This window comes from Bacillus sp. C30, assembly GCF_040838255.1.
Classification (GTDB): Bacteria; Bacillota; Bacilli; order Bacillales; family Bacillaceae_G; genus Bacillus_A; species Bacillus_A mycoides.
The window spans coordinates 1-22584 of record NZ_JBFPJH010000037.1; the positions used below are offsets into that span (position 1 = coordinate 1).

At 35.3% G+C, this 22584-nt stretch carries 19 protein-coding genes and 1 pseudogene; 8 read left to right on the plus strand and 12 right to left on the minus strand.

All coding sequences use genetic code 11. The features are described from left to right. Nucleotides 1-126 precede the first annotated feature (126 nt). Complete coding sequence (locus tag AB3X49_RS06810; RefSeq protein WP_002089202.1) at nucleotides 127-441, plus strand: YolD-like family protein; 315 nt, start codon at nucleotides 127-129, stop codon at nucleotides 439-441. A 245-nt stretch (nucleotides 442-686) separates the two neighbouring features. On the opposite strand, the gene AB3X49_RS06815 is transcribed toward AB3X49_RS06810, so the two are convergent. After that, on the minus strand, nucleotides 687-2636 hold the full coding sequence (locus tag AB3X49_RS06815) for an ABC transporter permease (protein ID WP_367961144.1): 1950 nt from the start codon (nucleotides 2634-2636) through the stop codon (nucleotides 687-689). Then, nucleotides 2623-3393, minus strand: a complete 771-nt coding sequence (locus tag AB3X49_RS06820; protein WP_000859659.1) for an ABC transporter ATP-binding protein — start codon at nucleotides 3391-3393, stop codon at nucleotides 2623-2625. The genes AB3X49_RS06815 and AB3X49_RS06820 overlap by 14 nt, the downstream gene beginning before the upstream one ends. A 306-nt stretch (nucleotides 3394-3699) precedes the next feature. On the opposite strand from AB3X49_RS06820, the gene AB3X49_RS06825 reads away from it, so the two are divergent. Further along, nucleotides 3700-4572: an AraC family transcriptional regulator gene (locus tag AB3X49_RS06825; RefSeq protein WP_201064110.1), complete on the plus strand. Its 873-nt coding sequence runs from the start codon at nucleotides 3700-3702 to the stop codon at nucleotides 4570-4572. A gap of 113 nt (nucleotides 4573-4685) precedes the next feature. On the opposite strand, the gene AB3X49_RS06830 is transcribed toward AB3X49_RS06825, so the two are convergent. The 4 genes from AB3X49_RS06830 to AB3X49_RS06845 form a co-directional block, all read right to left on the minus strand. Next, nucleotides 4686-6260: a putative ABC transporter permease subunit gene (locus AB3X49_RS06830; RefSeq protein WP_367961148.1), complete on the minus strand. Its 1575-nt coding sequence runs from the start codon at nucleotides 6258-6260 to the stop codon at nucleotides 4686-4688. Continuing rightward, a complete protein-coding gene (locus tag AB3X49_RS06835) occupies nucleotides 6250-6966 on the minus strand; it encodes an ABC transporter ATP-binding protein (RefSeq protein WP_085312655.1) in 717 nt (238 codons plus the stop codon). The genes AB3X49_RS06830 and AB3X49_RS06835 overlap by 11 nt, the downstream gene beginning before the upstream one ends. Before the next feature lie 159 nt (nucleotides 6967-7125). After that, nucleotides 7126-7761 (minus strand): SdpI family protein, encoded by a 636-nt coding sequence (locus tag AB3X49_RS06840; RefSeq protein WP_367961150.1) that lies wholly within the window; start codon nucleotides 7759-7761, stop codon nucleotides 7126-7128. Further along, the gene (locus tag AB3X49_RS06845; protein WP_002089211.1) at nucleotides 7758-8030 is read right to left on the minus strand and encodes an autorepressor SdpR family transcription factor; all 273 of its coding nucleotides are present in this window, start codon (nucleotides 8028-8030) and stop codon (nucleotides 7758-7760) included. The genes AB3X49_RS06840 and AB3X49_RS06845 overlap by 4 nt, the downstream gene beginning before the upstream one ends. Before the next feature lie 208 nt (nucleotides 8031-8238). Here AB3X49_RS06845 and AB3X49_RS06850 point away from each other — a divergent pair, with 208 nt between their 5' ends. From AB3X49_RS06850 to AB3X49_RS06875, 6 genes are all read left to right on the plus strand, one after another. Continuing rightward, complete coding sequence (locus AB3X49_RS06850; RefSeq protein ID WP_000276730.1) at nucleotides 8239-8934, plus strand: response regulator transcription factor; 696 nt, start codon at nucleotides 8239-8241, stop codon at nucleotides 8932-8934. Nucleotides 8935-8936: 2 nt separating this feature from the next. Next, nucleotides 8937-9959, plus strand: a complete 1023-nt coding sequence (locus AB3X49_RS06855; protein ID WP_002015836.1) for a sensor histidine kinase — start codon at nucleotides 8937-8939, stop codon at nucleotides 9957-9959. Nucleotides 9960-10053: 94 nt separating this feature from the next. Further along, on the plus strand, nucleotides 10054-12033 hold the full coding sequence (locus AB3X49_RS06860) for an FtsX-like permease family protein (protein ID WP_367961152.1): 1980 nt from the start codon (nucleotides 10054-10056) through the stop codon (nucleotides 12031-12033). 67 nt (nucleotides 12034-12100) lie between these two features. Further along, the gene (locus tag AB3X49_RS06865; RefSeq protein WP_367961154.1) at nucleotides 12101-14059 is read left to right on the plus strand and encodes an FtsX-like permease family protein; all 1959 of its coding nucleotides are present in this window, start codon (nucleotides 12101-12103) and stop codon (nucleotides 14057-14059) included. 19 nt (nucleotides 14060-14078) lie between these two features. Continuing rightward, nucleotides 14079-14831 (plus strand): ABC transporter ATP-binding protein, encoded by a 753-nt coding sequence (locus AB3X49_RS06870; protein ID WP_000393251.1) that lies wholly within the window; start codon nucleotides 14079-14081, stop codon nucleotides 14829-14831. Next, complete coding sequence (locus AB3X49_RS06875) at nucleotides 14828-16807, plus strand: FtsX-like permease family protein (protein WP_367961156.1); 1980 nt, start codon at nucleotides 14828-14830, stop codon at nucleotides 16805-16807. The genes AB3X49_RS06870 and AB3X49_RS06875 overlap by 4 nt, the downstream gene beginning before the upstream one ends. Before the next feature lie 54 nt (nucleotides 16808-16861). Here the strand turns inward: AB3X49_RS06875 and AB3X49_RS06880 are convergent, their stop codons facing one another. The 6 genes and pseudogenes from AB3X49_RS06880 to AB3X49_RS06905 all read right to left on the minus strand — a co-directional run bounded on the left by AB3X49_RS06880 (nucleotide 16862) and on the right by AB3X49_RS06905 (nucleotide 22216). After that, a complete protein-coding gene (locus AB3X49_RS06880; protein WP_367961159.1) occupies nucleotides 16862-17059 on the minus strand; it encodes a YjcZ family sporulation protein in 198 nt (65 codons plus the stop codon). A gap of 179 nt (nucleotides 17060-17238) precedes the next feature. Further along, nucleotides 17239-18556 (minus strand): annotated as a pseudogene (gntP, locus tag AB3X49_RS06885) (gluconate permease GntP). 65 nt (nucleotides 18557-18621) lie between these two features. Continuing rightward, on the minus strand, nucleotides 18622-19347 hold the full coding sequence (locus tag AB3X49_RS06890) for a GntR family transcriptional regulator (protein ID WP_002015828.1): 726 nt from the start codon (nucleotides 19345-19347) through the stop codon (nucleotides 18622-18624). Further along, nucleotides 19347-20363: a sugar kinase gene (locus AB3X49_RS06895; RefSeq protein ID WP_367961162.1), complete on the minus strand. Its 1017-nt coding sequence runs from the start codon at nucleotides 20361-20363 to the stop codon at nucleotides 19347-19349. The genes AB3X49_RS06890 and AB3X49_RS06895 overlap by 1 nt, the downstream gene beginning before the upstream one ends. After that, a complete protein-coding gene (gene dagF, locus AB3X49_RS06900; protein WP_367961164.1) occupies nucleotides 20356-21111 on the minus strand; it encodes a 2-dehydro-3-deoxy-phosphogluconate aldolase in 756 nt (251 codons plus the stop codon). The genes AB3X49_RS06895 and dagF overlap by 8 nt, the downstream gene beginning before the upstream one ends. A gap of 1 nt (nucleotide 21112) precedes the next feature. Continuing rightward, the gene (locus AB3X49_RS06905) at nucleotides 21113-22216 is read right to left on the minus strand and encodes a DgaE family pyridoxal phosphate-dependent ammonia lyase (RefSeq protein ID WP_367961166.1); all 1104 of its coding nucleotides are present in this window, start codon (nucleotides 22214-22216) and stop codon (nucleotides 21113-21115) included. Between the last annotated feature and the right edge of the window lie 368 nt (nucleotides 22217-22584).

Below are 22584 nucleotides of genomic sequence, written 5' to 3' on the forward strand. Positions count from 1 at the left end.
GCTTATACAATGTATTCCGTTCAAGAAAATAAGAAACTTAGCGCTTGAATTAATAGTGATCAAATAGTAATTGTTCTTCCTAAGTCAGAAAGATACAGAAAATATATTGTTAGGAGAATATAAGGCATGAGTAGCGCAAATATATCAAAAGATAGCGACACTTCGAAATTGAATCAAATGACTATTATACCTGAACAAGCCGCTGGCACACGCAAGGTAAGGGTATCACCACAAAATGATAGAGAGAGGATTGAAGACCTTCTATTACATTCATTCATTTCCGAAAAAGAAATATTAATCACTTATTATGAAGATGGTTATTTTCCCACAATATGTATGACTGTAATTGAAATAGACCCTTTGAAGCGTTATGTAATATGCATAGACACCTTTGACTATAAACATACCTTTAGTTTTATAGACATAATTGATGTGCGTTAATTATGTCTATAAAATTCATGCTATTCCCATCAAGTAATATGTAACACTCCATTTACATCATTTTATTAATATAATAAGAATGACAGACTTACAGTACACAAATTCTGTATGCCTACTCCCTCCTCAAATGTTATTTGTTTTATCTCTCACTAGCACTTATCAAAACAAAAAATAGTGATTCACCTGACTAAAAAATCAGGTGAATCACTATTTTATAGTTCTTATTCCCTTACAGCTACCGTCTATTACTTCGCGCTCACAATCTTATAATAAGAGCGAACTGTTAAGAAGTAATATCCGATATAAATGACGCCATATACTCCGATACTAATTAGGAGTGGAATCATAATTTCAAATGGTAATAAGTTTGCTAAACCTTTTAGTGCAAATAAGCTGTGCAGGATTCCAATTACTAACGGAATCGCAAAGATAAAGCTTACTTGTTTTGCAATAGCTTTTTTCATTTCTTGTTTCGTTACACCAACTTTACGAAGTACAATGTAACGCTCACGATCTGCATTTGCTTCAGTTAATTGCTTGAAGTAAATAATAGAGCCTGTTGCTAGTAAGAATACAAGTCCTAAGAACATTCCGATGAACATCATTAGTCCCGTTCCTTCAAGCCCCATATGGAAACCAGTATAGAAATCTCTAAATGGTGGTACCATTTCTGATTCACCAGCTGGCATCACTTTTGTTAATTTCTCTGTTAATACTTTACTGTTTCTTTCATCTTTTACATCAATATTTTTTACAACACGTGTTCCAAATGCTTGCTTCGCTTGTTCATACATTTCATCTGAAACGACAACAACTAGTTCACCTAAGTTTGTAATTGCATTATCATTTGCGCCTTGAATCGTTAATTTCTTCGTTTCATTGCCAATTTGGAATACCGCTTTATTTCCTTTATATTGTGGACTAAACTCATGCCCTTCAATATAAGAGCTATCATATATAAATGCTTCACCAGTAGTTATATTCACTGTTTCCGCATCAATTTTTTTAGCAAGTTTGTTAAATTCAGACTGAGATATAAACTGATATTTCTCTGAAATCGTGTAGTTCATATTAAGAATGAAATCAACTTTATCCCCTTCGAACTTCCCTTTGACAGGAACCGTTTCAATTTCAAATTGATCTTTAACAGGATGATCCTGCTTCTCTTCCGCAAGAATTGTATTTACTTTCTTATCAAGCTCCGCATCTTTTTTCTCATAAGAATAACTGTATGGCATAGCTGCTTTTGATTGCGTAAATGTGTTGTAATACATCGTAACTGACGTACCAACTGCCGTTAATGTTACTGCACTTAAAATAGAAATTGTCGCAAGTGACTTTGCATTTCCTTTAATACGATATAGTAACTGTGACGTCGTTACCATATTCATACCGTTATAAAACGATGATTTATTATTTCTTGCACGTTTTAATACGAATACTGTAAAGAACATAAATAGTAAGTACGTACCTAATACTGTCGCAAGTAAAATGTAAAGTGCGACTACCATAAAGTCTGCATACTTAAGTGCCTTCACATACATCAATGCTAAGAAATAACCTGAACCGATTAAGAAAATTGAAAGTAAGGCCATAATTACTGATCCTTTTGGCATTGCTTCTCCTTCACGTTCAGCGCGGAAAAGTTCAATTAGCTTGAATCGATAAATTAAACGATACCCTTGAAGTGATGTATACAATATAATCACAAAGAAAATAATTGCTGTATCAACAATTGCAGCCATCGGTACGTCAAAATGAACATTTAAGTTCAACCCCATCATACTTACTAGTAGTTCAAGGAATAGTTTTGAAAGGACGCTACCAATCGCAATCCCTATAACTAAAGACATTAATCCCATTAACATATTTTCATAAAAGAGCATTTTACCGATCTGCCTTTTACGAATACCAAGTAACGAATATAGTCCAACTTCTTTTTTACGCTTCCGTGTAAAGAAACTGTTCGAATATATAATGAATACCGCTACGAAGATGATTAGCATGACACTTGAAACTTGAAATGCACCGCCAATTTTTTTAGAAGCTTCCGCAGCTTTTTCCATTTGTGAATTATACTGCAACGCCTTAAATGTAAAATAAATGACGATGCTAAATATCATAGATGCAAAATATACAAAGTAGTCTTTAAAGTTCCGCTGTATGTTGCGGAGGGCAATGCTAGATAAGGTCATCAGCCATACCTCCAGAAATGGAAGACATTACGTCAACGACTTTTTGGAAGAACTGTTTACGTGTTGATTCACCGCGGTGCAATTCTTTATATAACTCACCATCTTTAATGAAAATAACTCGTTTACAATAACTCGCCGCAAATGCATCATGCGTTACCATCAAAATTGTAGAATTATCATATTCATTTAACGACTTCATACTTTCTAATAAATCTGTCGCTGATTTAGAATCAAGTGCTCCAGTCGGTTCGTCCCCAAATATCATACTAGGACTTGTAACGATCGCGCGCGATGCTGCGCAGCGCTGCTTCTGTCCACCAGATACTTGATATGGGAACTGACTTAAAATATGATCAATACCGAATTTCTTTGAGATTTCAAGAACGCGGCGATCAATCTCACTCGCTTTCACCTTTGATAACGCAAGAGGTAACGCAATATTCTCTTTCACCGTTAACGTATCTAATAAGTTATAATCTTGGAAAATGAACCCTAAATGATCGCGGCGGAATAACGCCAGCTTATCATCGTTCATCTTCACGATATCTTTTCCATCAATTAAAATTTCACCGTTCGTCGCATTATCAATTGTAGAAAGAACGTTTAGTAGCGTCGTCTTACCAGAACCAGAAGGTCCCATAATTCCAACGAACTCACCTTCTTTTACTTGTAAGTTAATACCTTTTAAAGCTGCAAATTTATTCCCACCTGTGTCATATACTTTTTCAATATTTTTTGCTTCTAACACTGTTTTCATCTCGACATCCCTCATTTCTTCTATTCTCTATTTTCAACTATATACACTCTCTACTCTTGCCACTATCGATGTTTCTTACACAAACATGACAGTTATGTAAGGCACATAAGCGGAGAAATCAAAATTTAACCTAATGAGCTAAAGTACTTTGTTACTATAACATTGGGATATCATGCCATCCATTCATTCTCCTTACAGGAACATTACAATTTTGTAAGGTTAAAAATGCCCCCTACAAAGTTGTGCATGAAATGTCGGATGGAGCTATTTCATTCTTGCTATTCTATATACAAAGGAGGTCATAGTATGGATTCACTTAAAAATATGAATGCGGCAATGCAGTATATTGAAGACAACCTTACACACGAAATTGATTTTAAAGAAGTCGCAAAAATAGCTTTCTGCTCCGAATATCATTTCAAAAGAATGTTTTCTTTTCTAGCTGGCATATCACTATCAGAATATATTCGCTGTAGACGTCTTACCCTTGCTGCCTTTGAACTAAAAGATAGCAATGCAAAAGTCATTGATGTCGCTATAAAATATGGATACAACTCACCAGATTCATTTACACGTGCATTTCAAAATTTGCACGGAATAACGCCTTCAGAAGCTCGAAGTACAATTCGTTCTTTGAAGGCTTATTCACCAATGACCTTCCAACTATCCATTCAAGGAGGAAATGAAATGAACTATCGAATTGAAGAAAAAGGGCCATTTCAAATCATTGGTATACAAAAACGAGTACCGATTGTTTTTAACGGTGTAAACAAAGAAATTGCTTCTATGTGGAAAAGTTTAACCCCACAGTCCATTCAAACATTAAAGATGCTTTCAAATGTGAACCCAAATGGAATCATTAGTGCCTCTACTAACTTTTCTGAAGGAAGAATGGAAGAAAAAGGCGAACTCGATCACTATATTGGAGTAGCCACAACGAAAGATTGCCCAGAGCAATTTGCGCAACTTGAAGTCGCAGCTTCAACATGGGCTATATTTGAAGCTGTCGGTCCATTTCCTGATGCATTACAAAATGTGTGGGGACGTATTTATTCCGAATGGTTCCCTTCTTCGAACTATGAACTAGCAGAAGGACCGGAAATATTGTGGAATGAACAGAAAGATGTAACTTCTCCAAACTTCAAAAGTGAAATTTGGATACCGGTTTTGAAGAAATAATGTCTAGATCCAAATTTCCCTAAAATAAAAAAGCTACTGCTCCTTTCAAAGGAGCAGTAGCTTTTTTATTTTAACTTCTTCTTTACAAACAAAATACGAATATGACATTAACTTTATTTTATACTTCTTCTCGACTCGTTCTTATACAAGAAAATAGTAACAATCGTAAGTACTATAACAACTCCAAAAGTAAACACTCTGTAGTTCGAGATCGTAGCAGTACCGATTAACAAGGCAGGTATAACAGCCATAATTAAGCCACCGAACATACCGACAAACGATCCTATACTTTGTTTTACTACTTGAGTTTCTGATACCCAATCATAATAACCAAATCGATTATTAATAAAAATCCCCCATACTGCCGAAAATAATGAATATGTTATCGGTGTTATTACGATGAAAAGAGAACTCCAAACATCTAGTTTTAACCCTATTATCAGTAATACAGCACTAATAAGTGATGCAGGTATACTTAATGAAAGATTCATAAGAATTTTACTGTCATAAATCATCTTTGGCGCTATAGGCAACGACTTAATAATCCATACATTTTTTCCTTCTAAAGACAATGACACACATGTTGTACACGTCATCGAAATCGCTGCTGAAATAGCAAATGGAGCAATCTTTTGCAACAGAGGCTCAATTCCAGGATACGCTATTAATTGACTTGGCCCTACTACAACTATAGCTAGTGCGAAAGCTAGCGCCATCACAACTCCCATTCCGCTATTTACCACATACACTGTAGAAGAAAAGAAACGCTTCAGTTCTTTTTTATACAATGCGGCCAATACACTTTCTTTTCTCATGCTATGAATCTCATAATTTGAAAGCATATGATAAGTGGTAATCTCTGTATTTATTTGCTTATATTTTAACGAAAGGATTTTTACAAAAAGATAATACCAAATAACCGATATCCCAACAAACAGGATGAAAGCTACAATATCAGCATGAACAATTGCTTTTTGAAACATGTTAGCTAATGGATACACTTTAGTTAGTTGCTCTGAAATAATTGCACCTATTCCGTTCATATCATTAAGACTATATTGAGCATTTCCGCTTTTTAGCATAAAGAAACCGAATGTAATAATTACTATAAAACTTAAAGTCGTAGTTATTTTATTCGTATTTTTAAATTTAGAAGCGATTGCCGTAATAGCAGCTCCAAAAATCGCTGCTATTGTTGTTGGAATTAAAGATGCTATAAACATACTGATTAACCACATAAAGTAAAAAGAAACTGATGGCCTCTCATGTATGCCATAAACAACTCCCATTGGTAGCATGATTATGATTGAAAAGATCGTATTCAGCAAATATAAATACAAAAACCTACTTGTAATAACCGTACTTACACGAATCGGTAATGACATTAAAAGATCGTAATCCTTAAAAGCAAAAATCTCTCCATTTGCCTTAAATATAGTGAAAAACAACGTCAATACACTGCTAATAACTAGTGCATAAACTGGGATAATTTCACTTATTCCTAGTCTCACCAACCCATATGCCGAGGCCCCACAATATAGCATTAACATGACACCAACTAAGGCAATAGATGCTGACAGTAAAATCTTATTCTGCTTCTTCTTTTTATCTTTTTCGTATTTAAAAGTATTTAAACCAAGCTGCGTTATCAAGCGGATTTTTAAAAGACCTAGACTACTAATATTCATTAGCAAGCTCCTTCATAAAGAGCTCTTCCAATGATCCTTCCTTTATTAAAGAATTCACTTCCCCTGAAAGTGCTAATTTCCCTCTATTAATCATCGCTATTTTATTACATAACTTCTCCGCCACATCTAAAACATGTGTAGAAAAGAAAATCGCACTTCCCTTTTCACAAAGCTCCTTCATAATACCTTTCAACACTACAGCAGCCTTTGGATCAAGACCCACGAAGGGTTCATCTAAAACTAATAATTTCGGTTTATGCAAAACCGCTGATATAATCGCCACTTTTTGTTTCATACCATGTGAATAAGAAGATATTAAATCACCTAGGTACGGTGTAATCTCAAAAGCATCTCCATACTTTTGTATCTGTTCTTCCCGATCCTTCGCAGACACTTTAAACACATCCGCAACAAAGTTTAAATATTGAATTCCTGTTAATTGCTCATATAAATCTGGATTATCGGGAATATACGCCATTACTCTCTTACATGCAATCGGATCCTTTTTTACTGAATATCCATCAACAAAAATTTCACCCTCTTCAAAATCTATAACTCCAACTAACGACTTAATTGTTGTACTTTTCCCCGCACCGTTATGCCCAATAAATCCAAAGATATCTCCTGCTTGAACAGTAATATTTAACTGATCTACTGCTTTTTTGCCACCTTTGTATGTCTTGCTAAAATTTATAATTTCTAACATGTGATTTCCCCCAAACTATCTTTTTGACTGAATTTTCAGACCCTTAAACAAAAAATTTACTCAGTGAGCTTTTCGTTACCCCCACTGAGTATTACAATTTCTTAACACATAAAAACTATAAATATAAAATTTGACTAGTACAGTTCAATCCCTTATTGCTCACAATTGCATTTCTTTTTTATATAAAACGTAAGAATATAAATTTGTTATGAGGACAGCAACTACTATAATCCCTAGCATCATATAAGATCTCCAATCAGCTGGAGCGAAAACACTTATAATCATAATGAGTCCTAAAGCTACAAATACTTTTCCACTAAATCGATGTGTTTTCCGCCATACTTCTTCATTACTTAACGTCCAAGGATTACGCATCCCAACGAAAAAGTTAGGCTTACACTGCGGTAAATAATTACCCATCACTAAAAATAAAACACCAACTAATAATTCTGGAACTCGATTAATGAATAAATTATATCCTAGTCCACTTGTAATAATATCTATATTCCCTACAAATAGTAGCAGGATTATCCCGTTATTCATCATCATAAAAGCTTTAGAAAATTTCTCGTAATTTGCTTTCCTTGGATCAATCTTTGGTATCACATTTAGAAATACATATAACGCAATCATAATTCCAACCATAGAAATCATTCCGTAAAGTTTAGAAGAATAGCCATCTACCTTACCACCACTCCAATGTGTCGCGATTGTATCCGGCAAATGTGGCCAAGCAAACGCCCATGCGATACAAGTTATAAGAACTAATATAATTGCAAAAAGATGCTTTTTCATTTCCCCTCTTCCCCCTTATTCGTAAACGTAAACACCCAAGTCAATAAATCTTGAAATACAGTTGTGTTTAAAGAGTACATAACGAATTGTCCTCTTTTTTCATCTTGGATAAGTTCAGCATTTTTAAGTGCATTTAAATGATGAGAAATACTTGGCTTTGTCATGTTGAACTGTTCAGCAATTTCCCCAGCTGTTAAATCGCCTTCTTTTAATAAATCTAAAATTTTTCGCCTTGTTGGGTCTGCTAATGCTTTAAATGCTTGATTCAATGTCTTTCTTCCTTTCGATAATTAGACATTTAGATATTTATCTAAATGTTAAAATATTTTCAGTTAATTGTCAATTGTATCCCTAGCCCTTTTTACTTTTTCCACTTTTGACCTATATTGTTTACTAGCTTATATTTCAACATAATGAAAAGACGAGAAACACATGATACACTATAGCTACAATTGTTTTTTTAGGAGGAATATACATATGTATAAAATTTTAATCGTTGAAGACGATCCAAATATTTCATCATTACTACAATCTCACATTCAAAAATATGGCTATGATGCTGTTGTTGCGGAGAACTTCGATGATATTATGGAATCGTTTAACGCTGTGAAACCACATCTTGTTTTACTTGATGTAAACTTACCGAAATTCGATGGATTCTACTGGTGCCGTCAAATTCGTCATGAATCTACTTGTCCAATTATTTTCATTTCGGCACGCGCAGGTGAAATGGAGCAAATTATGGCGATTGAAAGCGGTGCGGATGATTACATTACAAAACCGTTCCACTACGACGTTGTAATGGCAAAAATTAAAGGGCAATTACGCCGTATTTACGGTGATTATGCACCAAATATTTCTGAGCGTATCGTTGAAGTTGAAGGACTAAAACTATTCCCTGAGCGTCCAGAAATTCATTTCGGCGCTGAGCAAGTTCTTTTAACGAAGAAAGAAGCAATTTTAGCAGAAATGTTGTTATCTAAATTTCCTCGTACAGCGAGTCGTGAAGATTTACTAGCCGCTCTTTGGGACGACGAAAGCTTCGTTGAGGAAAATACATTAAACGTAAACATCACGCGTCTTCGTAAAAAGTTCAATGAGCTTGGTATTGAAAATGCTATTGAAACAGTACGTGGACTTGGGTATCGTTTTAACGCAACTTGGAGTGAATAAGCATGAAACTATTTTTACGTGATCATTTTGCATTTTTCCTACTATATGTATTAAACTTCGGAATCATTTTCGTTCTTTATGATGCAGTAGACGGATTTCAAAATAATAAGTTTTACTTCATCGTTTTAAGTTTATACTTATTCATCTGTTTCCTCGCTTATCGTTACGTTCGTAACCGTAGAATGTATCACAGATTAAGTGAACCACCAGAGAAACTGGAAGATGCGTTTATTGAAAGAGCGACTGCTCCTATGCCACACGGTGTAAACGAGCTCGTTCGTACGCAATATCGTCTATTCCAAAAAGACCTACAAACATTCGAAGTAAAACAGCAAGAACACCAATTATTTATTAACCATTGGGTGCATCAAATGAAAACGCCTGTTTCTGTTATGCAGCTTATGGTGCTTGAAATGGAAGATGAACATTTAATCCCGAAATTCAAAAAAGAATTAGAACGATTAAATCAAGGACTCGATATGGCTTTATATATGGCAAGGTTAAACAACTTCCATGAAGACTTCCATGTTGAGACGATTTCATTAAAAGATGCTGTAACAAAAAATATTAACGGATTGAAAGAATTATTCATTCGAAACGGAGTCTTCCCCGTTTTAGAAGTTCATTCAGATTTAAAGGTTGCTTCTGATGCGAAATGGCTAAAGTTCATCATTTATCAGTTAATGACAAATGCAGTTCGCTACTCTGGTGAGCGCGGAAAGAAAGTTTTCTTATCAGCTTATCGCAATGGTAAAGATATTATTTTGGAAGTTCGTGACGAAGGCGTTGGTATTCCGCAAGAAGATATTCGAAGAGTATTTGAACCTTTTTACACTGGAAAAAACGGTCGTGCATTCGGAGAATCTACTGGTATGGGGCTTTATATTGTAAGTAAAATTTGTGATTATTTAGGTCACTCTGTGAAACTAGACTCTGAAGTTGGCAAAGGAACGACGATTAAAATCATCTTCCACAACGCTGCAAACAATCAAGCAGAAAACACTGAGAAGGTGACCGAAGCATGACCATAACATATGCTAGCAAAATGTATGAGAATTTACTCTCATACATTTTTTGCAATAAGACTACATATCGGCCTGCTAACGGGAGGCATATATTATGACATTTTGGCAATTTGCATTTAAAAATGTAACGCGCAACTCAAGAGCTTATTTTGCCTACTTTATAAGCAGTGCCTTCTCTATTGCTGTTTTCTTTTCGTTTGCTGTTTATTTATTTCATCCGAAATTACAAAACTTCAATATGATCTCTGAAATTTCAGGGTTAATGATATTTTCAGAAGTAGTAATTGTTTTCTTCTCTTTCTTCTTTTTACTATATTCGATTGGATCATTTTTAAAAGTTCGTAAAAAACAATTTGGGATTTTAACCATTTTAGGTATATCGAAAAAGCAATTACATCGTCTCGTTTTTACGGAAAATATGTTAATTGGTATTTTATCTATCTTTTTCGGCATACAGTTTGGGTTTGTTTTTTCGCAATTTTTCTTATTAGTGACAGCGAAAATTACGCACGTACCAGGTATATATTTATACGGGCCTACTAACGCAATCATTTTAACGACCATCGTTTTTCTTAGTCTTTTTATCATTGTATCTGCATTCACACCAATGCTTATTCGTACAAAAAAAGCGGTACACCTTTTAAAAACAAATGGTGGAAAACAAAAAGAAAGAAAACCATCCATATTTATTTCTTTATTTGGTGCTATCTGTTTATTAGGCGGCTATGCTTTAGCTGGAAATCCTAAATATTTTGTCTCAGTAAGCCCGCAAATAGGTGTTATATACATGGTTTCAAGTATCTTCGTAATCCCAACGTTTGTTACAATGGGAACGTATTTTTTCTTTTCGCAAATTAGTTTTTCACTTATTTATATTTTGAAAAAAAGAAGAAAATTTTATATGAAACGGATAAATATGCTTTGGATATCTGATTTAGCAAACCGTATTCGAACAAATATTAATATGCTTTTTATTGTGACCATGCTATCTACCGTCGCTTTTACAATGATTACGTTTTTATATGGATTCGGGAAATTTATTAAACTAGATGTTACTAAAACTTCACCTTTTCCAATTTCTTATTTTTCTTATGATGCGAATCCTTTTGTTACAGAACACTTGAATTGGCTTGAGCAGCAATTACAAAGGGAAAATTTCTCTTATGAGAAAATAAACGCTGATTTATATGAAGCACCATTAAAAGAAGATCAAGGTATAGCCATTTATAATGACGTATATGCAATTAAGCAAAGTGACTATAACAAACTTGCGGATTCTTTACAATTAAAACAACTATTCATGGATGATAACGAAGCATATGTTTTAACAGGGACATCTTATATCACCATATTTAATGAGTTTGAGCAAAGCTACAACAGAGACTACATTACACTCTCTAGCACAAATACGAAATTACGAGTAAAAGGCTATGAATATGTGAATGCAATTCCATCTACCTTTTCATATCAAACGTTAGTTTTACCTGATGCTGTTGTAGAAAATTTCCCCAATACAACTAAACATGTATCAGCGTACAATTATAAAGTACAAAACTGGGAAAAAACGTATAAAATTGCAGATGATTTTATAGAAAAGGTGCAAAAAGATCGAGATAAATCCCAGTACAAAGGACCTCTTATTCGCTCCTTTGAATCGGCAGGGTCACTATATAGAATAACATCAGGAAGTGCCGCATACTTCCTAATCGGGACATTCTTAGGTGTCATTTTCTTTATTGGAGCAGGTAGCGTTCTTTACTTCAGAATGTATACAGATTTAACGAACGAACAAGAAAAATATGTAGCAATTTCAAAAATTGGTGTAACAGATGCAGAGATGAAAAAATCTGCAACCATTCAACTTAGCATTTTATTTTTCGTTCCTTACATTATGGCATCCATTCATACAATGTTTGCAACGAAAATGCTACAAGATGTAATTGGTTTATCTTTGTTCAAAGAAGTTTCAGCCGTTCTTATTATTTTTGGATTCGTTGAAATCGTATTTTTCTTATTCATTCGTTCACTTTATATGCAAAAATTATCACAGTATACGAATGGACAAATTATTTAAGACAAACTTGATGAAAAGAGTATCTCTCATACTCTTTCATCTTCAACCTATTAGGAGGTTTAGGCGCATGACATTTTGGCAGTTTGCATTTAAAAACGTGACGCGGAACGCCAGAGCTTATTTCGCCTATTTTGTAAGCAGTGCGTTTTCCATTGCAATTTTCTTCTCGTTTGCAGTTTATTTATTTCATCCTAAATTGCATATGACCGGCGTGAATGCTGCTCTGAACATATTAATGACAATCTCAGAAGTTGTCATTGTATTCTTTTCATTTTTCTTTTTACTATATTCAATCGGTACTTTCTTAAAAGTACGAAAAAAACAGTTCGGGATTTTAACAGTACTTGGCATATCTCCAAAGCAATTAAAGAGGCTCGTATTTCTAGAAAACATGCTAATTGGTGGCCTATCCATATTTTTCGGCATTCAATTTGGCCTTGTCTTTTCACAGTTCTTTTTATTAGTTACCGCCAAAATTACGCATGTGCCTGGTTTATATTTATATTGGTGGCCTACAGCTGCTATCGTTTTAACTATAATTATCTTTCTTGGACTCTTCATTCTCGTATCATCTTTTACACCGATGCTAATCCGTACGAGAAAAGCTGTACGTCTTTTAAAAGAAGGAACAAAACAAAAAGAAAGAAAAGCATCTGTACTCATCTCTCTCTTTGGTGCGATATGTTTAATATCTGGATATGTTTTAGCAGCAAACCCACTATATTTTATGTCACTAGGAGATATCACTGGGCTTTTGTACGCTGCCTCCTGTATATTTGTCATCCCATCACTTGCTGCAGCTGGGACATATTTTTTCTTCTCACAAATTAGCTTCTTACTCATTCGCATATTAAAGACGAGAAGAAAATTTTATATGAAACGTATTAATATGCTTTGGGTTTCTGATTTAGCAACTCGGATTCGGACAAATATTAACATGCTCTTTATCGTGACGATGTTATCGACACTCGCTTTCACAATGATTACATTCTTATATGGGTTTGGGAAATTCACAAAGTTTGATGAAATAAGGCAAAACCCTTTCCCGTTTACTTATTTATCACATACTGAAAATACGTTAGCTGATGAACATTTAAACTGGTTAGAGCAAAAATTTAATGAAGAGCACTTTACTTATACAAAATTTAAAACAGACATATATGAAGTATCTTCAGCTGAGGATAACACACAGCTCTATTATGCCATTAAACAAAGTGACTATAATGTACTTGCTAAAGCATTAAGCTGGGAAACTCTCACGGTGAATAAGAATGAATCTTATATTCTTATGAAAGACTTAGACGATCAAGTTATTGGAACAATTCATACTAAAGAAAGGAAAAATATTCTTCCACTTACTCAAAACAATTTACAACTACAAGTGAAAGAATATAAAAGTTATAACCCCTTCCCAAACAGCTTAATATACCAATTACTCGTACTATCTGATGAAAATGTAGAAGCCTTATCAACCACTTCAAAACAGATGAGTGTATATAGCTTCAAAGTTCCAGATTGGGAAAAGGCACATAATATTGGTTCAGCATTTATAACAAAAATTGATAATGACAATGCAGCTATTCAGGCAGAACATCCACCGTTTCATGCAAGTGAAGCAAGCGATTCTCTATACAAAACAAAATTAAATGTTGCTTCGTTTTTCTTAATTGGTACTTTCCTAGGTGTTATTTTCTTTATCGGAGCTGGCAGTGTTCTTTACTTCCGTATGTATACGGATTTAACAAATGAGCAAGAAAAGTATATAACGATTACAAAAATCGGTTTAACAGAAGTCGAAATGAAGCAATCCGCTACAATTCAACTTGCGATTCTTTTCTTTGTTCCTTACATTATGGCATCGATCCATACGATGTTTGCGACAAAGATGTTACAAGAGATATTACATCTATCATTATTCGCTGAGATTACAGTTGTACTTGTAATCTTTGGAACGGTTGAAATTATCTTTTTCCTTTTAATTCGTTCCTTTTATATGCAAAAATTATCACAACATATTAAGTTTTAAAAATAGAAAGGTGATTATTATGGAAGAAGTATTACACATAAAAAACGTCTCAAAAGTGTATGAAGGAAAGGTCCCTCATACTGCTTTAAAAAATATAAATTTACATGTAGATAAAGGAGAATTTGTTGCTATCATGGGACCATCTGGTAGCGGTAAATCTACATTTTTAAACGTTATCTCTACAATTGACTCCCCTACTTCTGGTGATGTCGTGATTAATGGAAAAAAACCGCACACATTTCGTAGAGAGAAACTAGCTATTTTCCGCCGCCAAGAGTTAGGGTTTGTTTTCCAAAACTTTAACCTATTAGATACACTAACAATCGGTGAAAATATCGTACTGCCTTTAACTTTAGATAATGTTCCTTTAAAAGAGATGGACGAAAAACTCGATAACATTTCAAAGAAACTTGGAATTGATCATATTTTGGACAAGCGTATTTTTGAAGTTTCTGGAGGACAAGCACAGCGTACCGCGGTAGCACGCGCTGTTATTCATCATCCGTCACTTCTACTTGCGGATGAACCGACAGGAAACTTAGATTCTAAAGCAGCAATTGATGTAATGGAGCTATTTACGAAATTAAATAAAGAAGAGGATGCCACAATTTTAATGGTTACTCATGATCCGTTTGCAGCAAGTTATTGTAACCGCGTTATTTTCATTAAAGATGGTGGGCTTTACAATGAATTACACCGCGGACTATATCGCGAGAAATTTTATCAAGAAATATTAGATGTTTTAGCATTATTAGGAGGAAGGCGTGGATGACGTTTTGGCAATTTGCATTTAAAAATGTCTCGCGTAATTCTAAAGCATATTTTGCTTATTTTGTAAGTAGTGCTTTTTCTATAATGGTTTTCTTTTCATTTACTGTATACGCGTATCATCCACGCTTACAAAATGTACAAAGCTTTCAAGAACGGGATCCTCTAATGAATTTAGCGAGTACAGCACAGCTTGTGATTGTTATGTTCTCGTTCTTCTTTCTCTTATATTCAATTGGAACATTTTTAAATGTACGGAAGCAGCAATTCGGGATACTCACGATTCTCGGTATCTCACAGAAACAATTAAAAAGACTGTTATTTACTGAAAACATGATAATCGGGATATTGTCCATCTTTATCGGTATACAAGGTGGCCTAGTGTTCTCTAATTTTTTCTTATTAGTCACTTCAAAATTAACAAGTGCGAAAGGTCTCTATTTATATTGGCCAACAGAAGCGATTATCGTGACAACCGTAACGTTTATCATTTTATTTTTAATCGTTTCTACATTTACACCTATGTTTATTCGGACTCGTAAAACAGTCCATCTTATTAAAGGGAACAAGAAAGTGACAGCCGAAAAAAGACCGTCTATACTCATTTCGATATTTGCTTTAACTTGTTTAGGGTTATGTTATTATATTGCCGGTTATCCACAAGGCTACGTAACCGAAAAAAATGTGCAAAACGGATCTGTCTTATTTATTATATTATCTATTTTGCCACTCGTAGTAGTCGGAACATATTTTTTCTTTTCACAAACATTTCTTCTTTTTATCTATATTTTAAAGAAGCGTAGAAAGTTTTATTTGAAACAAATAAACATGTTATGGATTTCAGACTTAGTTGCTCGTACCCGTAGTAATATTAATGTACTCTTTATCGTTTCTATGCTATCTGCGCTTGCATTTACGATTATTATCGGACTATTTGCTGCGAATAATAATACAAAAGCGTCGATACTAGAACGATATCCAATTCCCTTCACATACAAATTAGAAGGGGATCATTCCCTTGAACGAAAGCACGTTAATACTATTGAATCCGAACTTTCCAATGCTCATTTTCAATATGAAAAATACAAATTTACGCTTTTAAAAGATAATGCTTCAAAAGAAGAGATTGCAATTATGAAAATGAGTGATTATAACGAAATTGCTAAGCAGTTAAAGAGACCTACAATCACCCTTGATTCAAAAGAAGTTTACATTATTTCTGGCTATTCACCAGAGCTATTAAACCTTGTATCAAATCCATTTGTAAAACAAAATACAATTACGCTTGAATCCAATAAAAAGGAGTTTTATATAAAGGGATTTATTAACAAAGGAATAGCACCACCATTTGCATTAGCAAATTTAGTTATTATGCAAGATTATGCAATCGATACTATGATTCCTCATATTGAAACCATTACAGTTTATAACTACTTCGTGGATAATTGGGAAAATGCAATTATTCCAACGAAAAATATATTAAAAAGTATTAGTAATGACACCGAAAAATATTATGAGGCACATAAAGACGATAAGCATGCATCTCCCGTCCCTTTTAATATTTATACAGCTACTGATGAGTTACTCCATAATAAAGAAAATGCAGTTGCTCAATTCTTTATTTGGGCATTTCTTGGCTTTATCTTCTTTATCGGTGCGGCTAGCGTTTTATACTTCCGTATGTATAACGACTTAACGAATGAAAAACAAAAGTACATTACGATTACAAAACTGGGCTTAACTGAATCAGAAATGTTTCGCTCCGCAACGATTCAATTAGGAATTTTATTTTTCGTTCCTTACATCGTTGCTGGTGTTCACACGTTATTTGCGGTTAAGTTTTTACAAAGCATGTTTTCTTTCTCGTTACTAAAAGAGTTACTGATTGTACTCACCTTTTTCGGGATTATCGAGATTGTTTTCTTTTTCTTAATCCGCTCTCTGTACATTAATAAATTATCACAGCATATAAAAATATGAATAAAATAGCCTTGTGCATATTGCACAAGGCTATTTTCAATAGTTTTTAAATAATTAGCAGCAATATCCACCATAGCCGCTGCCATAGCCACCATAACCGCCGTAACCACCATAACCGCCGCCGCCTCCGCCGAAGCAGCTAGCACCGATAATGATTAATAAAATAAACAATACGATTAGAAGCGCAAAACCGCCGCCGCACCCACGTCTACGGTCGCAATCATCATGTCTGTGTTCACACTTTTCGCTCATTACTCTATTCCTCCTTTAGTATCATTCATAACAAGATCGTCTTGCTCTAAATGAGGGGATTCCATTTATATTATGTTTTCAGGGCAAATCGGAAGCTTGGCACTCCTAAAAACGGGCTTGTTTCATGAAAAGAGCCCCAACACAAAAAGAGGATACCTTTAAATAGGCACCCCCTTCTTCTAAACAAACATATTAAGTAAAAGCGCAAAGCCGAATGCAATAAATGATAACAATGTCTCCAGCACCGTCCACGTTTTAAACGTTTCTTTTACTGTCAAACCTAAATACTCTTTTACAAGCCAGAATCCTGCATCATTTACGTGAGAAAACATTAATGAACCTGCACCGGTTGCAATAACGAGTAATTCTAAATTTACACCAGACATGTGCTGAATAACCGGTGAAACAATTCCAGCTGCTGTCGTTAATGCTACAGTAGCTGAACCTGTGGATTAATCCCGCTACCATGAACGCTAAGACGATTGGTGATAATGAAATATGTTCTGCCATTTGAGCGATGGCTGTTCCAACGCCGCTTTCAATTAATATTTGTTTAAATCCACCGCCTGCACCGATTATTAAAATAATGGAACCGACAGGTAGTAAACTTTCATCTGTTAATTTTTTAATCACCTTTTTATTAATTCCTTGTTTTATGCCAAGCAAATAAAACGCTGCGAAACATGAAATAAGTAAAGCGATTACCGGACTTCCTACAAATACTAAAAATTCAGTTATTTTTTTCGGTAATGAAATATATGGTGCGACTACTGATAAAATCATTAAAACTACTGGTAATAAAATGATAAAGAATGAAGCTTTACGACTTGGCAAATCAGTAGATACTGTCGTAACCCGAACAAGCTCCGGTTCATTTTCAGGTATAACCCTCTTATGTACCCACTTTGCAAATATCGGTCCTGCAATAATTGCTGTTGGTAACGCGATAATTAATGAATACAATAGTACCTTTCCTAAATTCGCATTATAAATACCGATTGCTGTCATCGCACCTGGATGCGGCGGCACTAGCCCATGTACAATCGATAATCCAGCAATAACAGGTAACGCAATTAACAATATATTTTGTTTCGTTGTTTTTCGAATTGAAATAACGAGTGGTAATAAGATGACAATCCCTACTTCAAAAAATACTGGAATCCCTATAACAAATCCGGCGAATAACATAGCCCAAGGTAATTTTTTCACCCCGAAGAATCGAATGAAGAAATCTGCTACTTGCATGCCAGCCCCTGAATCAGACATCATTTTCCCTAAAATTGTTCCGAGAGCCAAAATACCAACTAAATGCCCTAGTACACTACCAACACCAGTTTCATAGGCAGTAACAATTTTGGTCAAGTTCAACCCAGACATAATAGCTAAAAATAGACTAGCAACTGTTAAACTAATAAACGCATGCCACTTCCACCACGATACCCCTAAAATAACAATTGCGATCGCAATTAACGTGACGATTAATAAGTATATATCCATATCCCATTCCCCTTCGATATGAAAATTTTTTACAGAAAAAGAGGGAATTGGTCCCTCTTCATTTTTTACACATCATAATTTACAACGTAATGCTGCATTTCCGTATTGTAGTAGCCTTCACTATATTCAATTACTTCGCCAACTTCATCGTAAGAATAGCGCATACGTTTTAATAACGCTGTTCCCTCTTTTTCTCCTAACGCTTCTGCAACGAAATTAGGCGCAAATCCAACAGCGAATTCATCTCTGAAGTTCTCTAAATGTATACCACGGTCCTCGACTAGATCATAAAGCGATTGTAAGTCAAAGTCCGCTAAGTCTGTACTTGCCATTTGTGCTGAGAAATAGTGCGTATAATGAATGTACGGAGTATCATTTAAAGCATATAGACGCTCAATACGAAAACTCTCTTTACCAAACAAACGAAATGGTACTGTTCCTTCTTCATTATGAACCACTTCTGCCTTTAGCAATTTCTTTTGTACTTTATAGCCTTCTTCCACTAACACTTCTGTAAATTTCTTTCCCTTTGAAAGCTTTGTCGCAGAAGTATTTCGAATGACTTTCGTTCCTTTACCACTTTTCTTTTCTAAATATCCTTCTTGAACGAGTTCTTTAATTGCGTTTCGCACTGTAATTTTACTCACTTTGAACTCTTCTTCTAATTGTGGTTCAGAAGGAATATTTGTATGAATGGCATAAACACCATGTAATATTCGATCACGAATAATATTTTTAATTTGTAAATATAATGGACCTCTTTTTCTCGTTACGTTCACCGTTACACCCACTACCTTTCTACATCACCTACTGATGCCGTCATTGCCCGAAGTATATCTTTCTCTGATGACATTGGCGTATCACCGACGATTGTATGTGCAAGCATTCCAGCTGCTGACGCAAATGAAACAGCTTTCTCTGGTGCAAACTTTTCTATCTCGCCATGAATAATTCCGCTCGTATAAGCATCTCCAGCACCTATTCTATCATATACAGAAAACGTAAGTGTTTTGGCAAAAGTGAACGTTCCATCTTTACATATGAATCCGCGAAGTGAGTGTGTATTATCGCTATTAATAGAACGATGTGTACCAGCAATTGTAGCGATATTATATATTTCAGCGACTTTTGGAATAAGATCAACAAGCTGTGCTTCTCGCTCTGTCTCTTCCGTTTTCATTCCGAGAACAAACATCGCATCTTTTTCATTCATCATTACAATATCGGCAAAGCCTAGCATTTCTTCATAATGAGGTTTCGCCTGTTCATACCCATCTTCTCCCCAGAGCGATGGACGATAGTTGCAATCGAAAACGACAGTGCCTCCATTTTCTTTAACTGCCTTCGTCAAAGATTTCATATGATGGCGCACAGTATCATTCATCGCAAGTGTAATTCCGCAAAAATGAACGATATCAATTTCTTTAGCGATTTTTTCAAACTGGTACATCTCTTCAGACGCCGTATTGAAACTACTTTCTAATCGGTTCGAATATGTAACGCGGCTTGCGCGTGCTCCAAATCCATTTTCTAAAAAGTACATACCAACATATTTACCGCCTCTTGAAATAAACGGTGCTTGAATCCCTAGTTTTTGAATGTGCGATACCGCTGCATCTCCAACCGAATTTTCCGGTAAAGTTGAAATAAGAAAACCTTCATGCCCTAGATGAGAAAGTGCTGCTGCAACGTTCACACCTGTACCTGAAAATGAGTAATTTAATGTGTTTGCTTGCGACAGCAATTCATACCCTGGCACTTGCAGGCGCATCATTACTTCACCGAATGCTGCAATTTTCTTACGCATATTGATCAACTAACTTCTTCACGACCGCTAGTATTTCACGAACATCTTCTGTTTTCGTATTGCCAGTTTCTTTATCAATAATAGAAGAGTACACGTGCGGGATAACTTGCTCTACATTTGCCTCTAATGCAATACGTACAATTGTTTCAAAGTTCTCTTTATCAATTCCGCCTGTTGGCTCTAATGCAAATCCTTCTTCCGCACATGCTTTCGCAACAGCGCGATATTCTTCTTCATGAGCTAAGCCTTTCATTGGGAAGTATTTCAATGAATTCCCGCCCATATCACGTACAAGTGCGATTGCTGTTTTAATTGGAACGATTGCTTTTTCTTCCCCAGCTGCACTAATTGGGCCAGTAGAAATATTTACGTAACCTACTTTTCCTGTAGGTAATACTAAACTATTAATCCAGCTATCTTTTCCGCCAAGATTTGCGCGCGTTGCTCCTACTGAAGGGAACACTTGGTTAATATGACTACCAGGATAATGCTTCGCAATTTCAGCTACAACTGCTGCTTGGCGATTATCTCCTGCTCCAAGTCCGATTGATACAGCGTCATCAATTTCTTTTCCGTATGCTTTCATCGCAGTTACTGCTTCTTCTACTGTTGGATAATCTTTTGATAACACTCCAACGACTACATAACCTTCTGCTGCCTCAAAGATATCTTTCGCATTTTCGATATTGTTCGCTAATACATTTAATGCTACGCGGCCTTTATAAAAACGTTTTTGAATGTTTGTCATTTTAGTTTCCCCCTACAATTTCTCTCATTTTTTCTTCAATTACATGTATGTCATCACCTTGAAGTGGGCGTGGATCGATATCAAAGAACCCTTGTCTTACTCCGTAATCACGTGTGTAAATTGCGATTTCCCCTTCGCGTAACGCGGTCACAACATCTTTTGCAGTTTTATTTAATTCGTTCTCGTTAATATGAATACGCGCTCTAAAAATTGCTCTTCCAGCTTCGTCTTGAACGATTGTTACATTTACACCGTTTAACTCTTTCAGCGGCATAAGTACTTGTAACAACTCTTTTTCTTGCTCACTCTTATCTTCTTTCACTCCGTACTCATCAAGCGCTTGAAGTAAGCCGAAAGTCGTCTCTTTCCCAACTTTCATACTTCTACCGCTGCAATGTAATTGCACTTTCAGCCATTCGATATATTTTCGTTTCCCGCCGACAATACCAGAAGTAGGTCCTTCAATTGCCTTTGAACCGCTATAAATGGCTAGGTCTGAATACTTCACGTATTTTTGAATATCTTCTTCAGCTGCCGCATCAACGATAAGTGGTACGCTATTTCGCTGTGCTACTTCCCACGCTTCTTCAACAGAAATCATATTTTTTTGCACTGCATGATGCGATTTCACATAAAGAATAGCTGCTGTATTTTCGCCGATTGCATCTTCAATATGTTCCGCTTTTCCTTCATTTGCGTAACCGACTTCAACTAACTTACCTCCGCCTAAATAAATCATCGTTTCAACAGGAGCACCGTATTGAACGTTATGACCTTTTAACATAATCACTTCGTTTTTCAGGATTACCTCTTGATGAAGTCGTTCACTTTTACGACGGTTTCCTTCTGTAACGATACCAGCGATAGAAAGCGCAATTCCACTCGATGCTGAGTTCACAACGACCGCTGCCTCTGAATCTAAAATTCTCGCAATATGGTCTCCCGCTTTATCTACTAAATCGGCAATTTCCACATAATTTTGTCCACCATGCTTCATCGCATCCATCACTGTATTTGTCGGAGCGGATACACCTAAAATACTCATTCTACCGCTCGCATTAATAACTCTTTTTAATCCGTACTTAGCATTCAATGAATGACCCATTGATTACAACCCCTTTCGTATCAATTCTTCTTTCAGCAATGCGCTGATCCCCTTCTGAATCAATTAACGTAATCGTTCACGTGTAAAACTTTATGTTCAAAAAAAAGCACAAAACGGCTATATTACGCAGTTTTGTGCTTTATCTAAATTTATAAATGGCAACATATTTCTGGTTGTTTGTGACCAATTTGTTACCGAAAAAATCCAAAATAAAACTAATAAAAAATAAAAGAGCACAGCGTGTATATATAGTGCGCTAACACTATATATACCGTCCGCCTAACGTAACTAGGCAAACACTTGCTGTAACTCTTTATGTACCCCATTTTATCGTACATAAGGGTTCCTCCGCAACAGTTTGCTTACAT